This is a genomic window from Mycobacterium bourgelatii (assembly GCF_010723575.1).
GTDB lineage: Bacteria > Actinomycetota > Actinomycetes > Mycobacteriales > Mycobacteriaceae > Mycobacterium > Mycobacterium bourgelatii.
This window is the reverse complement of sequence record NZ_BLKZ01000001.1, coordinates 1,546,605-1,563,921: the sequence shown is the minus strand read 5'-3', so window position 1 is coordinate 1,563,921 and position 17,317 is coordinate 1,546,605. Positions and strand designations below refer to the sequence as shown.

The 17,317-nt window shown below is 61.2% G+C and carries 9 protein-coding genes and 1 pseudogene; 3 read left to right on the top strand and 7 right to left on the bottom strand.

All coding sequences use genetic code 11. From position 1 onward, the window contains the following. Positions 1-677: 677 nt before the first annotated feature. Entirely contained in the window at positions 678-1,874 is a 1,197-nt protein-coding gene (locus tag G6N68_RS07125; RefSeq protein WP_163709652.1) for an AraC family transcriptional regulator, read from the top strand. On the opposite strand, the gene G6N68_RS07120 is transcribed toward G6N68_RS07125, so the two are convergent. Then, positions 1,855-2,460: a TetR/AcrR family transcriptional regulator gene (locus G6N68_RS07120; RefSeq protein ID WP_163709649.1), complete on the bottom strand. Its 606-nt coding sequence runs from the start codon at positions 2,458-2,460 to the stop codon at positions 1,855-1,857. The genes G6N68_RS07125 and G6N68_RS07120 overlap by 20 nt on opposite strands. A 365-nt stretch (positions 2,461-2,825) precedes the next feature. On the opposite strand from G6N68_RS07120, the gene G6N68_RS07115 reads away from it, so the two are divergent. Next, positions 2,826-5,828, top strand: coding sequence for a protein kinase domain-containing protein (locus G6N68_RS07115; RefSeq protein ID WP_163709646.1), 3,003 nt, complete (start codon positions 2,826-2,828; stop codon positions 5,826-5,828). Positions 5,829-5,849: 21 nt separating this feature from the next. Here G6N68_RS07115 and G6N68_RS07110 read toward each other — a convergent pair whose 3' ends face one another. The 6 genes and pseudogenes from G6N68_RS07110 to G6N68_RS07085 all read right to left on the bottom strand — a co-directional run bounded on the left by G6N68_RS07110 (position 5,850) and on the right by G6N68_RS07085 (position 14,913). Beyond that, complete coding sequence (locus tag G6N68_RS07110; protein WP_163709644.1) at positions 5,850-7,319, bottom strand: cytochrome P450; 1,470 nt, start codon at positions 7,317-7,319, stop codon at positions 5,850-5,852. Positions 7,320-7,336: 17 nt separating this feature from the next. Then, on the bottom strand, positions 7,337-8,731 hold the full coding sequence (locus G6N68_RS07105) for a WS/DGAT/MGAT family O-acyltransferase (protein WP_163709641.1): 1,395 nt from the start codon (positions 8,729-8,731) through the stop codon (positions 7,337-7,339). 431 nt (positions 8,732-9,162) lie between these two features. Continuing rightward, positions 9,163-10,673: pseudogene (locus G6N68_RS07100) on the bottom strand (IS1634 family transposase). Positions 10,674-10,921: 248 nt separating this feature from the next. Beyond that, positions 10,922-13,879 (bottom strand): MMPL/RND family transporter, encoded by a 2,958-nt coding sequence (locus G6N68_RS07095; RefSeq protein ID WP_163718295.1) that lies wholly within the window; start codon positions 13,877-13,879, stop codon positions 10,922-10,924. Continuing rightward, on the bottom strand, positions 13,876-14,313 hold the full coding sequence (locus tag G6N68_RS07090; RefSeq protein ID WP_205351263.1) for an MmpS family transport accessory protein: 438 nt from the start codon (positions 14,311-14,313) through the stop codon (positions 13,876-13,878). Before G6N68_RS07090 ends, G6N68_RS07095 begins: the two co-directional genes overlap by 4 nt. Before the next feature lie 165 nt (positions 14,314-14,478). Continuing rightward, complete coding sequence (locus tag G6N68_RS07085; protein WP_163709639.1) at positions 14,479-14,913, bottom strand: acyl-CoA thioesterase; 435 nt, start codon at positions 14,911-14,913, stop codon at positions 14,479-14,481. An 891-nt stretch (positions 14,914-15,804) separates the two neighbouring features. On the opposite strand from G6N68_RS07085, the gene G6N68_RS07080 reads away from it, so the two are divergent. After that, on the top strand, positions 15,805-17,271 hold the full coding sequence (locus G6N68_RS07080) for a PfaD family polyunsaturated fatty acid/polyketide biosynthesis protein (RefSeq protein ID WP_205351261.1): 1,467 nt from the start codon (positions 15,805-15,807) through the stop codon (positions 17,269-17,271). Positions 17,272-17,317: the final 46 nt, after the last annotated feature.

The window sequence follows — 17,317 nt, the reverse complement described above, 5'->3', positions numbered from 1 at the left end:
AATTTGTACCGTCGCCGCATGGAGCAGCGAACCGTAAGACGGCACCACCGCCGGCTTGGGCATCGAACGCATAACCTGCGCCGCCGTGGTGCGGAACCGACCCACTGCGGGCAGCAATCTCACTATCCAATTGACCTAGGTCAACCACGAGCCTCTCCAGCACGCGAACCGACGCCGCAATCGGACGAACAGCGCGGCCTTGCCAAAATCGACCGTTCTTCAAACGCTAAGGACCCGAGCCCGGTTGCGCGATGACGTCCCGTCTCAGTTCAGTTGACCAACTGTCTCAACGGGTTTCATCTGGCCGACCGGGCACGGACAGCTCTGCAGGCCGCGTGGGCAGAGCCGATGCACCAAGCCGACTGCCCAACAAAGTGCGCAAGGGCTGTCATTCGCACCCACGTTGCGCCCCTTGCGACGCGCCGAGAACCGCCGAGAACCGCCGAGAAGCGCCGAGAACCGCGGTCAATAGCAGAAGTCTTCGCAACTAACTTGACCGACACTCCAACATTATGCTTGACTACCACTCAACCCAAATGATTCAGGATGCGTTGCAACGGCACCGGCAGCCGGCCCAGCCGACAACTCAAAAGAGTTGTAACACAACACTAACGGCAATGTGACGCGCGACTCCCATTGTCCGATGGCCCACTCCGAACAACCGACCGGAGGCAACCATGGCCCCACTACCGCAAAACGGCCAACCACGCCGCCGAAACCAGCCGCAGCCATCCACCACCGCCCTGGTGTGCAAGCCACTGCAACACAGCGGCAATTCCCCCGCGACCACCTCCACCAACGTCGGCTACGCCCTACCGGCCGAGGAAGCCAGAGAAATCGTGCGCGTAGCAGTCAAACAACATTGGGACCTGCAAGCATTGGTGCAGGCGGCGAAGATCTCCACACCCCAACACCTCAACCACCGCGTGCAGATCACCCCCACCAACGCCGCCCTAGGCATGCGCCACCTCTGGCAAACCACCGGCGACGACCTCATGGGCCTCGCCACCATCGGATTGCCCCCCGGCGCACTACGACCGCTCACCTTCGCCGTGTGCAGCGCACCCGATCTGCCCACCGCGGTCAAACGCTATGACGAATTCCGCACCACCTTCACCGGCCTGCCCGCCGTAACCATCGAACAGACCCCAGCCGCCGCCATCCTGGCGATCGACCTCACGAACTTTGACACCTCAGCACTGAGCATGGCGTCGGTGGCACTGCTCCTGGTCGCCCACCGAATCATAAACTGGGCCACCCGAAGACCCCTGAAACTGCACCGACTCGAACTCCCCCACCCCGAAACCACCCGGCAAGCCGGCTACCACACCATGTTCGGCGCACCCCCGGTATTCAACGCCCCACGAGCCGCACTGGTCTTCAACACCGAAGCACTTACCTGCCGCTTCGTGCGCAGCCACGACGAGATCGACCACTTTCTGCATGACGCCCCAAAGAACCTGCTAGGCGAATGCGACCTCCACACCACCCTCACCGACCAAGTACGCCACATCATCGAAGACCGCCTCGGCCAACCTCACTGCACCAGTAACGAAATCGCCGCCCACATAGGAATGAGCCGGCCAACCCTATGGCGCCGCCTGCGCGACGAAAACACTTCGGTCTCACAGATCCGCGAGCAAGTATTACGTGACGCCGCCCTGTCTGCCCTAGCCCGCGGCAACCAAACCATCGCCGAACTGTCCCAATCCCTAGGGTTCTCCGAGCCCAGCGCGTTCACCCGCGCCTTCCGACGGTGGACCGGACGCTCCCCCCGTAACTATCAGCCCGCCAACTCCGCCACTCACCAGCACAGCGACCAACCCATGCAACTTAAGCAGTTGCCGCCGTCGCCTACTTATATGGGCCGTTGAGAACACCGAATACCAAGTCTCCCATTACGTCCTCGGTTGCTGCACGGCTACGTCGCAAGTCACGCCGTAGCAGTTTCCAAACGTAGATATCGGTCGCCGCTTCCAGCCCGGTGACCATGCGCCGCCTAGTGGCAATACCGGTGGGCAATGCGTCGGCAAACATTTTCTCGAGCCACTGCTGGTGGCGGCCGCGGCCATCTGTCATCGCCTGCTCGCTCTCTGCAGAATGTTGCGAGGAGCTCAACCAGCCGACCACGATGTCGCCCACCATTTCGTAGGTGCCGACGAGCGCTCTAACCACACTCTTGACGTCACCCGGCTGAGGGCGCGAAAGCACCGCTGCGGTTTGTTGGCGAAGCGCGTCGAGCACGGCGAGAATCACACCGTCTTTTGACTCGAAATGATTAAGCACGGTTTGGTGGGACACCCGGGCGGCCGCAGCAATCCCGACCAGAGTGACGTCCTCGTACGGCTGCTCTTGCAGCAGCTGTTGGGCACCCGTCACAATCCGTTCTTTAGTCGCGGCGGCCAGCTCCGCGCGGGTCATCCTGACGGTCGGCTCGCCGCTGATGTCAGCATCGCTCATGTCTACGGTCCAATCGTCGTGGCGGCCCAGTCGAGACGCAACAGTAGGATACTGAGTTTGTTTGACCGGCACTCAATCAAGAGCGGATCGAGAGCTGTACGGCGTGCATCCCTCGGCTCATCGAGTACCTTCCCACATTTCCAACGGTCCAGGGTCCAGCTGCCCCAAAGCATTCACCGTTTTCAGTCCCGCCGGTGACGCCCAGCCCAAGGCTCGGTTGCAGGCCCCTTAGATCCGCAGAACGCGTGCTAGTAAGCACTTCGCTTAGTCTACGACTTCAGAATTAGTTCCGAAAATGGACGGCGAACTGACCGATCGTTTCGCATCACGCCTATACTCCCTTGCTGACCGAGACGGGGAGACAAGTGGACTTTCCCTACCAGACGCAACGGGATATCGACGCTGCGCTCGTGGAGGAATTGAGTGCGGCCGGGTTCGTTGGTGCCGAGGAGATCGGCCGGGGTGGGTTCGGCGTCGTTTTTCGCTGTCGGCAGGAGGCACTGGATCGCACTGTTGCGGTCAAGGTCTTGACTGCAAAGTTGTCTGAGGAGCGGGAACGGTTTCTGCGCGAACAGCTGGCAATGGGTCGGCTGACTGGGCATCCGAACATCGTTGTTGTGTTGCAGGTCGGTGAGACGGCCAGTGGGTGTCCGTACTTAGTGATGCCGTATCACGGACAGGGGTCACTGCAAGCGCGCGTTCAGCGGTTCGGCCCGTTGCCGTTGCCCGAGGTGTTACGGGTGGGGGTGGAGATAGCGGGTGCGCTCGAGACGGCGCATCGTTTGGAAATCCTGCATCGCGATGTCAAACCGGCCAACATTTTGCTCACGGATTTCGGGCAACCCGCGCTCTGTGACTTCGGAATCGCTCACATTGCTGACGGGTTCACCACCGCGGACGGGACGTTTACCGGGTCTCCATCGTTTACGGCGCCGGAGATCCTCGGCGGTGATCCACCCACTCCGGCTTCCGATGTGTACGGGTTGGGCGCGACGTTATTCGCCATTTTGACCGGGCATGCCGCCTACGAGCGTAAAGCCGGGGAACAGGTGGTCGCGCAGTTCCTGCGCATCACGACGGATCCGGTGCCGGATTTGCGCGACGGTGGCATTCCCGACGACGTGGCCCGCGTTATCGAAATGGCAATGGCGCGCGATCCACAAGAGCGGCCGTCGACAGCGGTCCTCGGCGAGCAGCTGCGCCGGCTGCAGGCCAGCCACGGCCTCGGGGAAGATGCGGTTCCGCTAGCTGTAGGACCCATCGTTTCGCCCACGACCGTGGCTACGGCCCGGTATCCGGGCAACCTTCCGGTGGAACTGACCAGTTTCATTGGACGACGAGCCGAGCTCGATGAGGTCGAAACGTTGTTGGCCAGCTCACGGCTGGTCACAGTGGCGGGCATCGGCGGGGTCGGCAAGACTCGGTTGGCGCAGCGAGCCGGAACCGAGCTGCAAGGTCATTTCGCCGATGGCGTGTGGTGGGTAGAGCTGGGAGAGCTCCGGGATCCCATGCTGGTGACGAATGCTCTGGTCGGCGCCTTGGGTCTGCGCGATGAGTCCGGGAAATCCCTGCGCGAAGTTTTGATCAACTTCCTCAATTCACGCCGGATCCTGCTGGTGCTCGACAACTGCGAGCATGTGCTCGACGAGGTGGTGAAGCTCGTCGAGGCGTTGTTGCGGGGCTGTCCTGAGTTACGGATCTTGACAACCAGCCGCGAGCGCATGGGCATTGGAAGCGAAGCGGTGGTCCAGTTGGCCCCGCTTGGGCTTCCTGATGCTGACCCCGAGCCGACCTTAGGTCGGCTACCCGGCTATGACGCGATCAGCCTGTTCGGCGAACGCGCCGTTGCCGCCGTGCCCGAATTCGTGCTGACCGAGGACAACAAGAGAGCGGTGGCGCGGATCTGCGCCCGGGTCGATGGATTGCCGTTAGCGATCGAGTTGGCGGCAGCGAGGTTGCGTGCGATGTCGCTCGAGCAGATCCTAGAGCGGCTCGCCGACCGCTTCACGCTGCTGACCCGCGGCAGCCGCGCGGCTCCAACACGCCAACAGACCCTGGCCTGCAGCGTCGATTGGAGCTATGACCTGTGTACGTCCGCCGAGCAGCGGCTGTGGGCGCGGCTGTCGGTGTTTGCCGGCAGCTTCGATTTGGAAGCCGCAGAAGACATTTGCAGTAGTGACGACTTGGCGTCGGAGAACGTCCTCGACGTGTTGACCTCGCTCGCGGACAAGTCGATCCTGGTGCGCACCGAAACCGACGGTGGGGTGCGATTCCGGTTACTGGAGACATTGCGTGAGTATGGGCAGGAAAAGCTAAGCGAGTCTGGCGAGTATCTGCAGTTGCGTCGTCGCCATTTGCATTGGTATCAGCGGTTGATCGCAGCCGTGGCGGCGAACTGGTTCAGCGCTAGTCAGCTGAGCTGGATAAAGCGTATGGATAGGGAGACATCCAACTGGCGACAAGCCGCGGAATTCGCCCTGACCGACTCGCCGCGCACAGCCCTCGCGATGTCCCCGGGGTTGTTTCAGTACTCGGTGGCCCGCGGATTTTTCAGCGAGATAGGTAATTGGCTCGACCGTGCTCTGGACGCAATACATCCCGAGCCCACCGCGGATCGATGCCACGCACTGTATGCGGCCACGGTCATCGCGTCACTGAGACACCAACGACCGGTTGCCGTTGCGCGCACGCACCAGCTCCGATCCTTGGTTGAGCGGATGGACAACCCCGAGTGTCGCAGCCTGCTTGCGACCTCCGAGGCCTTTATTGCCTTGTTTGGCGGCGATTGGGATCGCACCATTGCGCTAGCGGAAACTGCTCTCGCCACCGCCGAGAATCCCATCGTGCGATTGGTGGCCACGATGCTGAAGGCCAAGGCACTCGAACCCGCCGGTGAGATCGAGTCTGCTCTCGCTTGGCAGGAAACGGCACTTGCCAGTGCGGAATCCGCCGGAGAGGTGCTGTACCGCTCATATATTTCGTGGGCGATCGGAGTTAATTGGTGGCGCCAGGGCGACGACCGACGCGCCGAACAAAGCCTGAAGCAGTGTTTGGAATTGGCGCATCTGATTGACGATCCGCACAATGCGGCGGCCGGGCTCGAAACCCTGGCCTGGATTGCCGGCGCGAAAGCCGAACCGGGGCGCACCGCGGTGTTGATGGGCGCGGCTGATGCGCTGGGTAAGCGAAGCGGAGCCCCGCCCGCGGTGCTACCCGATCTGACTCGATTTCACGATGAATATCGCCGCGGTGCTCGTGCGGCCCTGGGGCCTGAAGTCTTCGACGAGGCATGGCAACGGGGCGCCGCAATGGATTTCGCTGAGGCGGTGGGCTATGCACTCGACGGAGTCTCGGCGCTTGCCGATTGACTATCGGCCGAGACCCGCCACTTACAAAATGATCTGAGCGCAATCCACGGGAAGCGCGTGAGCGGCCACACGGCGTGGAATTAGCATCGCCGGAAGCGGTTTGGCCGGGTATGTCTGGTGCACCCGCACGCGCCGCGGCGGCGCTTTTTCCAGGGGCACGATCTCGTAGCGCTCCAACAGTTCGTTGATGACGGCCGCGGTAACCGTCTCGCTGAAATGCTGAGCTACACAACCGAATGGCCCGCGGCCGAATCCCGCGATCCTCGGTGCGGGGCTGCGCAGGTAGCGATCCGGATCGTAGACGTCGGCGTCATCAAGCACGTGCCGGGAATCCCGATTGAGTGCCGGCGGAAAGACGCCCAGCAGTTGTCCAGCCGGGACGTGATACGTCACATTGTCTCGTCGGAACTCATACGGTTTCTCCAGGAAACGAATCAAAGACGAAACGGGATACATTCGGACCGTTTCGAGCAGGCATCGCCTCAAGAACTCATGACGCGCCGCCCTCGTCGGGATTGCCCTCACTCGGTCTGCCAACCCTGGCCGGGCCAGAAGATCGACCAAAGTCCAATACGTGTACGTACCAGGGTAATTGGTGGCATTCCACAGGACATACATGAACATCCAACGGCGGTCTGCGACCGACAGTGGTTCCTCTGCAATTGCCGATGCCGCTATGGAGCGCAACAACGGCGATTCCGCACCGTGATATGCCGGGAGCTCGTCCCGGATTAGGCGATAGAGTTTGCGCGTGCACTTGTACTCTGGCATCAAATAGTGGTACGGCGTGATCGATAGAGCGGCGCGGACGATATCTATGCCGTCAGCAATACGGCGATAGTACGTGGTGAACCGCGAACCGAACTGGTCCCAAACTTCGTCGCCGACGAAATATCTTCCGGCCACTTCGTAGACAATGCGATACACGGCGTCGCTCAGGTCGACGACATCCGACCAATCCGCGGCCTGTCTGTCGACGATGTCGGCGACTTGGTCCGGTATGGAATCCACGCGCGAGCGGGGCAACAACTCCGCCATCATGCGGCGCCCGGTCATGATTAGCTGCTGCAAAGTCTGAGGGTCATCTTGTTCGCGGGGAAACCAGTACCCCACCGTCGGCACCTGGTTCAGAACCGGTCCGATGGACGCGTGATCGGTGGGCAATGTCAGCGCATTTGCGTAGTCTTCGCCGCCGGTCACGTACGTCAAGTCGCTGAATGTTGGTATCCGCAGGGTGAAAACGTCACCATACGCAGCCCGGCAACGCGCGGCGAGTTCGACCGGATCAGTAATGACCCATTTCAGGCGCGTCGCTAAACCGACAATTGGGATCCTGTCGAGACCCAACCAAGCCAACGGCGCGGAAACGGTGCCGGGTGGCGTCTCGATTGGCCGGGTGTACCAATGCCAATATCTCGTCCCGGCGGCGGCTACGATAGCCGCGAGGCCACCGAGACCTAGTCGAACGGCGACCGTTTTCTTCCGTGCCATAGAACTCCTTGCCGGGTTCAGGTAATTGCAAATTTTCTTTGTTGGAACGGATCTGGCGATACGACGCCGACCGCGCGTTCCAAGTCGGTGAGCGAGATCTCCAGGTGCTCGAGCAGTCGCTCTAGGCGCGGGACACTGCGCCGGCACGCCACCAAACCGAAATCAAGCTCGCGGGTGTTACTGACGGTGATGTTCAGCGCTAGGCCGTCGAGCGGGATTGAAAGCGGATAGGCACTGTGCAGCTTGGCGCCGCCCCAATACATGGGCTCGATCGAGCCGGGCACGTTGGAGATGACGATGTTGAACGGTGGCGGGGCCGACGAGACGAAGCCCGGGAGGGCCGCTACCGCCCAAGGTGCGGTGAGCAGCGACAAGGCCACCGCGTGCTGGCGGGGCAGTTCGGCGAAGACGTCCCTGTTGCGGCTCACCGACTCGCTGATGGTCGCCAGGCGTTTCGCCGCATCGTCGATGTCGGTGGCCAGGGTGCACAAGACGTTGATGACCTTGTTCCCGGCACCGGTTACCTCCCCCTTTTCGCGCAGGCTCACCGGGACCATCGCAACCAAAGGCGTGTCCGGCAACGCATTCTGTTCGGCCAGGTAGTAACGCAATGCACCGCCACACATGGCCAGCACGACATCGTTGAGAGTCACCTGGGCGGCCTGCTTGATGCGTTTGACCCGCTCGAGGGAATAGGACTGCGCCGCGTACCGGCGCGCCCCGCCGATACGGACGTTGAACATGGTGCGCGGCGCGGCGAAGGGCAGGGTCAGCTGCTGTTGGCGCAACGCGGCTCGAGCCACGCTTGATGCCGACGGCCCTAGTGTCGCAGAAGCTTTCACGATCTCCGTGAATGCCCGCCAGCGCGACCGGCGCGGTGACTGGGGCAGGCTAGGCAGGTTCCAGAACGCTCGTAGCTCAACGTCCTGCGGGTCCGTGGACATCATCCGCTCCGACAGGTGCCGCATCGAGACACCGTCGATCAGCGCGTGGTGGATCTTGGTGTACATCGCAAACCGCCCGTCCTTAAGCCCCTCGATAAGGTGGGCCTCCCACAGCGGGCGGTGGCGGTCGAGCGGGCTGCTGTGCAGGACTGAGGTCAGCTCGAACAGGTCGCGGAGTCGTCCTGGCGACGGCAGGACCCAACGTCGAACGTGGTATTCGATGTCGATCTCGATCTCGTCGTCGTAAATCCAGCCGAGATTGCTTATCGCCCCCAGTATCTGGGCGGGCCGTTTGCGAAAGGTGGGATGGAAGCTGCGCATTTTGGTCAGCGCCTCGTGAGTTTCACGGACGAATCCTGGTCCGCTACCGTCCGGACGCTCGAACAGCTGCAACCCGCCGACGTGGGTGGGATGCTCCCGCGATTCGGTCAGCAGGAATATTGCGTCGGTAGGCGCGATAAGCTCCATCGGCGTATCAAGCTTCGCATGACTTGAGCGGACCGGCGCAAGCGAGCATCGTCATGGTTTGTTCGCTCCTCGAGGTAATGGCAACGCGTTAAGAACATCTGAGTTGCCCAGACGCCATCCGACAAGGACAGGGTGTCTCACATTCAGTGCTAGCTGTTTCAACGGCTACAACCGGGACAGGCGGCAAATGGTGCCAACGATCGCAGCAGCGCATTGGCCTCAAACCGGTTGGCGCCTAAGGGAACTTAGGCTGGTACGCCTGCCCGTAAACGCCACAGCCTGGTCATACCGACTAATTTCGTACCAGCAGACGATCGGTATCGTCGGCGAACGCACCCTCGGTGGTCACGGCACCGATTGAATGCCCGTGGCCGTTGCCGTTGCCGTTCGGGCTCCCTATGGGTGGAGGCGGCGTCCCGAGTTGGCTCAAATTAGTGCGCACTGTCGGCGTGGATCGTGAGCAGTGCTTCGCGTAGGTCGTCGGGTAGTGGGTCAGCTGCGGTAAGGGTTTGGTTGCCGGCTTGGATTTTGATGGTGCGGTAGCGGCGTGCGGTGCGGACGAATTTCTTGATGCTCCAACCGGTTTGGTGCTCGATGTAATGGCTGACGGCCAAGGCGGTGACCACGATGCTCAGGTGCGCCTCGATGGATTCGCGCAGGTGGTGGTAGATAGGGCGGGCTTGCAGGTCGTGCTTGGACATTCGGAAGGCTTTCTCGATGTGCCACAGCTGGTGGTAGGCATCGATGACGAAGGTGGCGGTCTGGGTGGTGAGGTTGGTGGTGTAGCCCTTCCAGCCGGCCAGCGCGCGGGTTTTGGTTTCTAGTGCGCGGTCGACGGTCTTGGTGGCTCCGGCGAGGTGGATGTAGCGGTTGCGTTTGACGGGCGCTTTGCCTTCGACGGCGCGTTCGGCTTTGGCGACTTGTTCGTCGATGCCACGTAGCGTGCGCCGGGCCCGGTCATGGCGGAACTGGTAGTGGATGACCCGGTCGGGGATACCGCGGGCCTTCTCCGAACTTGTTGAGGGCCAGGGCTGGGTCAGGATCAACCCGTCCGGGATCGCCTCCTGGGGGTGTGCTTCGCGCCATCGGCGGACCACGTCGGGCAGGTAGGGGATGCGGGTGCCCAGGACGAACGACAGCCCGGCAGCCTGCAGCGCGACCTGGTTGGCTTCTGAAATCATGCCGGCATCGGCGACCACGGTGACGTCACTGAGCTGATGGGCGGTCTTGAAGGCGTTGATGACCGGCAACATGGTGGCTGTCTCGGCGCGGTTGCCTTCGAAGGCGGCCACGGTCAGCGGGAAGCCGGTGGCGTCCGTGAGCAATCCGAGGGTGATCTGGGGCTCTAGCCTGCGTTCTTTGGAGAATCCGGGTTCGCGGAACCCGTCGCCGGCGTCTGTTTCGAAGTACAGGGTGGAGACGTCGAAGAGCACCAGGCTGGCCGGTCCCAGCCCGCGTGGGCTGCACATGCCGCCGCCAGCGATTGGCGCCAACCGGACTGGGCGTAGCCGCGGAGTCGGCGTTTGACCGTGGCGTAGGAGGCGGCGCTGACCCCGACTTCGGTCAGCACCCGTTCGGCGTCGATCTTGCTGGTCGGTTCGATGATCCGGGCCAACACCAGATCGCGAAACACTTTGTCGCGCTGGGTCGCTGACTCGAAACCTAGAATCCGATACGCCGCGCACAATGCCTCCCAGAGGTGGCGCATCTGCGAGGAGGTGATCGGTAAAGGTTCGGCTCCCGGTGGTGCCGCCACACCGAGATCAAGGACGGCCTGCCCCGCGGCTAGCCGCTCGGCAGCCGCGGCTTTCAACGCCGCCAGTGCGCCTTCGTCATGAGCCGAACCGATGTGCTCGATCTGGCGCGAACCCCGTCGTGATGACCACACGATCTGCACGGCAAGGGCGCCCGAGGCCGTCTTCACCGTGCGGATATAAGCCACCAGCGCAGACTACGGCCCCCAATTAGTGCGCAAATTCCCACCGCAGCGCCCCAAAAGGAGCTGGTCAGCACGCTACGAATGCCGTCCACCGTCAAACGTGAGCCAAGTCAGGTTTCAACGGCTACAACCGGGACAGGCGGCAAATGGTGCCAACGATCGCAGCAGCGCATTGGCCTCAAACCGGTTGGCGCCTAAGGGAACTTAGGCTGGTACGCCTGCCCGTAAACGCCACAGCCTGGTCATACCGACTAATTTCGTACCAGCAGACGATCGGTATCGTCGGCGAACGCACCCTCGGTGGTCACGGCACCGATTGAATGCCCGTGGCCGTTGCCGTTGCCGTTCGGGCTCCCTATGGGTGGAGGCGGCGTTGGGGTTGTGGTGCTGTGCGCCCGGAAAGGCCTGGGACGCACGGTATTCAATGGCCACCAGAACCAGCGTCCCAATGCCGCTGCGATCGCGGGCAGCATGAAGGATCGAACGATCAGCGTGTCGACCAGCAGGCCCAGCCCGATTGTGGTGCCAATTTGTCCGACTACCACCAAATCGCTGACCAGCATTGCCATCATGGTGAAGGCGAATACCAGACCGGCAGCGGTCACCACCCGGCCAGTCGCTCCCATGCCACGGATGATCGCAGTATTGAGACCGGCGTGAATTCCCTCTTTCAGCCGGGACACTACTAACAAGTTGTAGTCCGAGCCCACGGCTAGCAGGATTATCACCGCCAGCGGCAGCACGAGCCACTGCACGCCGCACCCCAAAAGGTCTTGCCAGACAAGGACCGACAAGCCGCATGCCGTGCCTAACGATGCGGCAACTGTGCCGACAATGACAAGCGCGGCGACGACGCTCCGCGTGACGAGCAACATGATCGCGAAGATCAGAATCAGCGCTGAGATGCCGGCAACCAACACGTCAATGCCGACGCCACGCTGAATGTCGGCATACATCGACGCGGCGCCGGTCAAAGATATTCTCGCGTTCGCCAAGGGGGTGCCTTTGATGGCATCTTCCACCGCGTATTTGATACCGGCGATGTGCCGGACCCCTTCGACCGATGCGGGATCGCCGTCGTGGGTGATGACGAAACGTACGGCTTTCCCATCGGGCGAGACAAACAATTTCAGTACCCGTTGGAAGTCAGGGTTGTCGAAGACCTCCTGCGGCAGGTAGAACGAGTCGTCGTTCTTGGCTTGGTCGAAGTCGCGACCCATCTGGGTGGCGCCTTCGGCCGCCTCTTCGACAAGAGCCTGGATACCCGCCATCCTGGTTTGCGTAGACAGCGTCAGGGCACGCGAGCGCTTCAGTGAGGCGATCGTCGCTTCGAAGTCCGCCAGCAAGCTTGGCATGAGTCGATCCAGGTGGTCGATGTCACCGCTGAGGCCCTCCAGCTCTGCCGACATCTTGTCAACCGAGTCCAAGCCATCGAAGACTGAGCGCATCGACCAACAGACCGGAATGTCGGCGCAGTGATTTTCCCAGTAGAAGTAGCTGCGAAGGGGCCTGAAAAAGTCGTCGAAATCTGCAATATGGTCACGCAACTCGTTCGCGGTACCGACCACCTCATGTGTTCTGTCGGCCATCGAGTGCGTCGTGTCGGTCATCTCCTTCATGATGGCGTAGGTGTGTTCCATGATGGCGATGGTCTTACCCATCTCATCTGCCATCTGCAGCATCTCAGCGGCGTTGTCGTTCAAGAACTTCGCTGTTTGCAGTGTGCCGGCGTTTCGCAGGGAGATCTGGAACGGAATCGAGCTGTGCTCAAGCGGCGCACCCAGCGGCCTGGTGATGGTCTGTACTCGCGCGACCCCGCGCTCATGAAAGATTCTTTTGGCGATCCTATCGATGACCAGCATGCCCGCGGGGTCGCGCAGATCGTGGTCGGCCTCGACCATCAGAATTTCGGGATTCATGCGCGCCGGGGAGAAATGCCGCTCTACGGCCGCGTAGGCAACGTTTGCGGGCATATCCGGCGGGGTGAACTTCTGATCGTTGTAGCTGGGCACGTATGTCAACAGGCTGACGAAACCCATGACGGCGATCACTGCCGTCACGGCGATGATCGGTTTGGGCCAGCGCACCACTGCCGTGCCGATTTTGCGCCAATTTCGCGTCGACAGCTCCCGTTTGGGGTCGAAGGCACCAAAGCGCGAGGCAAGTGCCAGTACCGCTGGTGCCAGGGTCAGGGCCGCCAACACGACCACTAACATCGCGACAGCACAAGGCATGCCCATGGTCTGGAAATACGGCAGACGGGTGAACGCCAAACACGAGCAAGCACCCGCGACGGTCAGGCCGGAAGCCAAGATGACATGGGAGACCCCGTGATAGGCGGTGCTGAAGGCGGTTTCGCGATCTTCGCCGGCCGCCCGGGCCTCGTGGTAGCGCCCCAACAAGAAAATCAGGTAATCCGTCCCCGCGGCGATGCTAAGCGCTGTGATCGTGCTGTTGGCGTTCGGAGTAAGCCCGATGAGCTCGAGATTGCCCAAGAAAGCGGCAACCGATTGCGCGGCGGACATTTCGATGACGACTACGACGAGTGAAAGGATGGTCGTCAGCACCGAGCGGTACACCACCAGCAGCATTACGAAGATGACGCCGAGGGAAACCACGGCCGTCATTGCAAAGCTTTTGTGGGCAACCTTCACAGTGTCGCCGACGAGGACGGTGTTGCCAGCCACGTAGGCCTTGACCCCCGGTGGCGCGGGGATTTGATCAACAAGCCGCCGTACTTCCGCTACCGACTCGTTGCTGGCCGCGGTGCCCTGATTGCCGACGAGAAAAACCTGCACATATGCGGCCTTGCCGTCACCACTTTGAGTGCTGGCCGCGGTTAACGGGTCACCCCAGAAATCCTGAACGTGTTCGACGTGCGCGGTGTCGGCTCGCAGCTGGCTGACGATGCCGTTGTAGAACTCGTGTGCGCTGTCGCCGAGTCGGTCTTGCCCTTCCAATACGACCATGGCCGACGAGTCCGAACTGAACTCATGGAACACCTTGCCGATACGCATCATTGCTTGAAACGCTGGACTGTCCTTGGGCATCGTCGACACCGCGTGCTGCGTCGCCACTTCTTCCAACTTCGGAGAGGCCGAAGCCAGAGCACCGACGGTGAGTACCCAAAACAGGATCACCGGTATCGAAAATGCACGTAAGAGACGAGGAATGTCTAACCGACCTGACGTCGAATGTCTTGTACTCATGTGGATTTCACCAGGCAATAAACGAAGGGTGCGTATGAGTCGCTGCGCCGGTCGTCACGCACCTGGCCATCGACGAGTACCCGGCATCGCAACGTACCCACGTCACTGCTGCCTTGCGCCACAACGTTGGCCGACATCGAGGGCAATGTCGTCACGATGGTGTGCGACCACGGTAACGACGCCGCCTCGAGGAAATGCGGTTGGCCGTCTTCGTCGAGATAGTCGATCTTCGCGCTGGCGCCGGATGCTGCCGAAATCTCGTAGGTGATGCGCTTGGGGTTGAACGGCTTGGAATTATCTGCGAGTTGCTCGCCGCTGGTCACTTCGGCGTTGGCGATGAACGTGTCTCGAATACGGACAACCGCGTACCCGCCCACCACCAGGACGACGACAAGGGTCAGCGGGATCCAGAGCCTCTTAAACAATTCGAACACTATCGGACTCCTTCCGCCGCCGACCGCTTGTCATCGAATGCGTTTGCGCTCTACCGAACTGAGTTCTTATCGGCGCGCGCAAAGCTGGTTGGAGTCGCTCGTCGACGGCAGGCGCTAGCTGGACACTGCAGTGACGCAACACCGTCGACGGACTACTCCCGACGTTTACACCGCAGCCGCGAGTTGCTTTACCCCGAAGGCGGCAAGGATTCCATCACCCCACGGCGCCGACCGCTGGGTTGCCAGGTTGACTTTGGTGGCTGTGCGGTACCCACGTACGTGCTCGCCATCTTCGCTGCGCACCACGAATTCGTGAGTGGCAGTGCTGCGGCTGACTCGAGCCAACCAGAACTCCAACTCGACCTCCCCCACGCGGCGAATAGGTGCACCGAAAGTCAACTTCATTTCCCGAATGACGACGTTCATGTCTTCGTGGCCAATCGGAAATCCCATCTTCGTAATACCCCTGATAATTCCGCGTTCGACGAGCGGATAGTAGCGTCCGGCGTAGAGCATCCCAAACGCGTCCAGATCATCGAAATGCACAGGGCATTTCTCAATGATCTTCAGTAGGCTTTTGCTATCGTATCCATTATCCATAGTGTGTCCTTTCCTCGATGTGCTGGACATGCAGCCTGGCCGACGAAGGCTGATTAACGCCACCTTCCTAGCCCTGGCACGAATTATTCATGAGCTACACCGCATGATTTCAATAATCCGCGGTTCGCACGAAGGCCGCGTAATCAGGACCCGACAACCTGGCGTTGGCGTTGCGGAACCGTCACCCGCGCACCCCGCGTACGGCTGCGGCCAGGGCTGACGTTGGTCGATGAGTTGACTCCGGGGAAGCCCCCCTCCCGCGTTCCGCAGCCCTTCTTCGACACGACTGGCGAGTCGCGCGGAGTCCGCCGGCGCGCCCTCCGCAATAAAGGCGAGGTGGCACTTTCCGGCAACTCGTTCAGGCATGATGAAACAGTGACGCACTAGATTTTTGTTGTCAAGACTTTGTATGATCCAAATACGGAATTGACTGAAAATGTTTGCCATTGACCGAGAGTGAAACACGAAGTTAAGAGATTTGAGACGCAGGGTCATTGACCGACATTCAAGCGGTTCATACCATATGGAGGTTGATCGATGGTGATTGCCAATGTTGGGATGTGTATGCCCATGTCCGATTCTTTCGGCATCAATAATCGGCTTGAATGCCTCGGCTTGGTGACTATTTCTGACCCATAACTGCTCGCCTCCGCGCCGCGTGAAGCCGTACCTACTCGACCGATGGTTTGACGGGAAACAGCGATGAATCAACCGCGTACCGCCGCATCAGGATCTAGCCCTCAGGCAGACGTCGACCCGGTTTTCCGGGGTTGGAGCTCAGGTGCAGCGCCAGCCGCGTTCGCCCCAGATGACATCGCACACCTCCTGCAGTACGTGCGTCATCCGCTGCACGTCGTCCGCGAGGAAGCTACGGGGCAGCTGGGCCTCGCCATGGGCGGTGAGTTCGTGGGCGGCGGTTCGTCCGATGTGTCCCTGGTGGGGACGCTTCCGCCGATTTATCCAGAGTGGTTGGGCGACCGTGATTTTTGCGATACGCACGGGCTTCGCTTTCCCTATGTCACCGGGGCCATGGCGAATGGCATTGCAACACCAACACTTGTTGTCGCAATGGCAGAGGCCGGCATGCTCGGCTTCTTCGGCGCAGGAGGCCTTTCGTATTCCGATGTGGAGCGAGGACTGGACGCCATCCAAACCAGACTGGCCGGACGGGCCGGACTTGCCTGGGGCGCAAACCTGATCCACTCACCAAACGAGGTGGCACTCGAGGCGCGTGTTGCTGAGTTGTTCATCACGCGGGGCGTCCCTGTCGTCGAGGCATCTGCGTTCATGAGGCTCACGCCCGCGGTCGTCCACTACGCCCTTTCAGGTCTGTCGACCGATCCGGCTGGCAACATCATCCGCAAGAACCAAGTGATGGCGAAGGTATCCCGCCCCGAAGTCGCCAGTCTGTTCATGAAGCCCGCTCCGGCGGAGATGGTTTCGGCGCTCGAAGCGGCCGGCAAGCTGACCGCGCGTGAAGCCGAGCTTTCCCGATACGTGCCCGTGGCCGAGGACATCACCGTCGAGGCCGACAGCGGCGGACACACAGATAACCGTCCCCTGCCGGCACTTTTCTCAGAAATCGCACTGCTGCGAGACGTGCTCGAACAACAGCACGGCCTGAGCCGCCGGGTGCGTGTAGGCGCGGCCGGAGGTCTCGGTACACCGCAGGCGGTGGCCAGCGCGTTCGCGATGGGAGCTGCGTACGTGTTAACCGGCTCGGTCAACCAATCGTGCTTGGAGTCAGGCCTTTCTGCAGAGGCTCGCCAGATGCTCACCAAGGCCGGAGTGGCAGACGTGATGATGGCCCCAGCTTCCGACATGTTCGAGATGGGCGTCAACCTGCAGGTTCTCAAGCGTGGCACGATGTTCGGCCCGCGTGCGAGGAAGCTCTACGAATGGTATGCTGGCTATCCGAGCCTGTCCGCGCTGACGGATAAACACCGCGCGGAGCTGGAAAAGATTCTCGGCAGCACCGTAGACGAGGTCTGGGCGGAGACACAACGGTACTGGGAACAGCGCGACCCGTCGGTTCTCGAACTGGCGGCCCGAGACCCGAAGTATCAGATGGCGTTGGTGTTTCGTTGGTACCTAGGGCGATCCAGTCGGTGGGCCATCAACGGCGAACCCGGTCGCGTTCTGGACTACCAAATCTGGTGCGGTCCATCCATGGGAGCCTTCAACAGCTGGGTCGCCGGTAGCTATCTGGAGCAGTCTGAGCACCGTGAGGCCGTCCAAGTAGCGCTTAATCTGCTTGAAGGTGCCGCCCGAATCAGCCGCGCCCAGCAGGCCCGCAGTTGCGGTGTACCCGTGCCTACGACTGCTTTTCGCTACATTCCACGCCCGCTGTCCCTGTAGCACATCGCGCAATCGCTATCTGAAAACGCCATGAGCCGAGGCGTTG

What these genes read in the sequence shown, in the direction of transcription:
- G6N68_RS07125 (WP_163709652.1), top strand. Translation starts at nt 678, where the DNA reads ATGGCCCCACTACCGCAAAACGGCCAACCACGCCGCCGAAACCAGCCG.
- G6N68_RS07080 (WP_205351261.1), top strand. Translation starts at nt 15,805, where the DNA reads ATGGGCGGTGAGTTCGTGGGCGGCGGTTCGTCCGATGTGTCCCTGGTG.
- G6N68_RS07085 (WP_163709639.1), bottom strand. Translation starts at nt 14,913, where the DNA reads ATGGATAATGGATACGATAGCAAAAGCCTACTGAAGATCATTGAGAAA.
- G6N68_RS07120 (WP_163709649.1), bottom strand. Translation starts at nt 2,460, where the DNA reads ATGAGCGATGCTGACATCAGCGGCGAGCCGACCGTCAGGATGACCCGC.
- G6N68_RS07095 (WP_163718295.1), bottom strand. Translation starts at nt 13,879, where the DNA reads ATGAGTACAAGACATTCGACGTCAGGTCGGTTAGACATTCCTCGTCTC.
- G6N68_RS07110 (WP_163709644.1), bottom strand. Translation starts at nt 7,319, where the DNA reads ATGGCACGGAAGAAAACGGTCGCCGTTCGACTAGGTCTCGGTGGCCTC.
- G6N68_RS07105 (WP_163709641.1), bottom strand. Translation starts at nt 8,731, where the DNA reads ATGGAGCTTATCGCGCCTACCGACGCAATATTCCTGCTGACCGAATCG.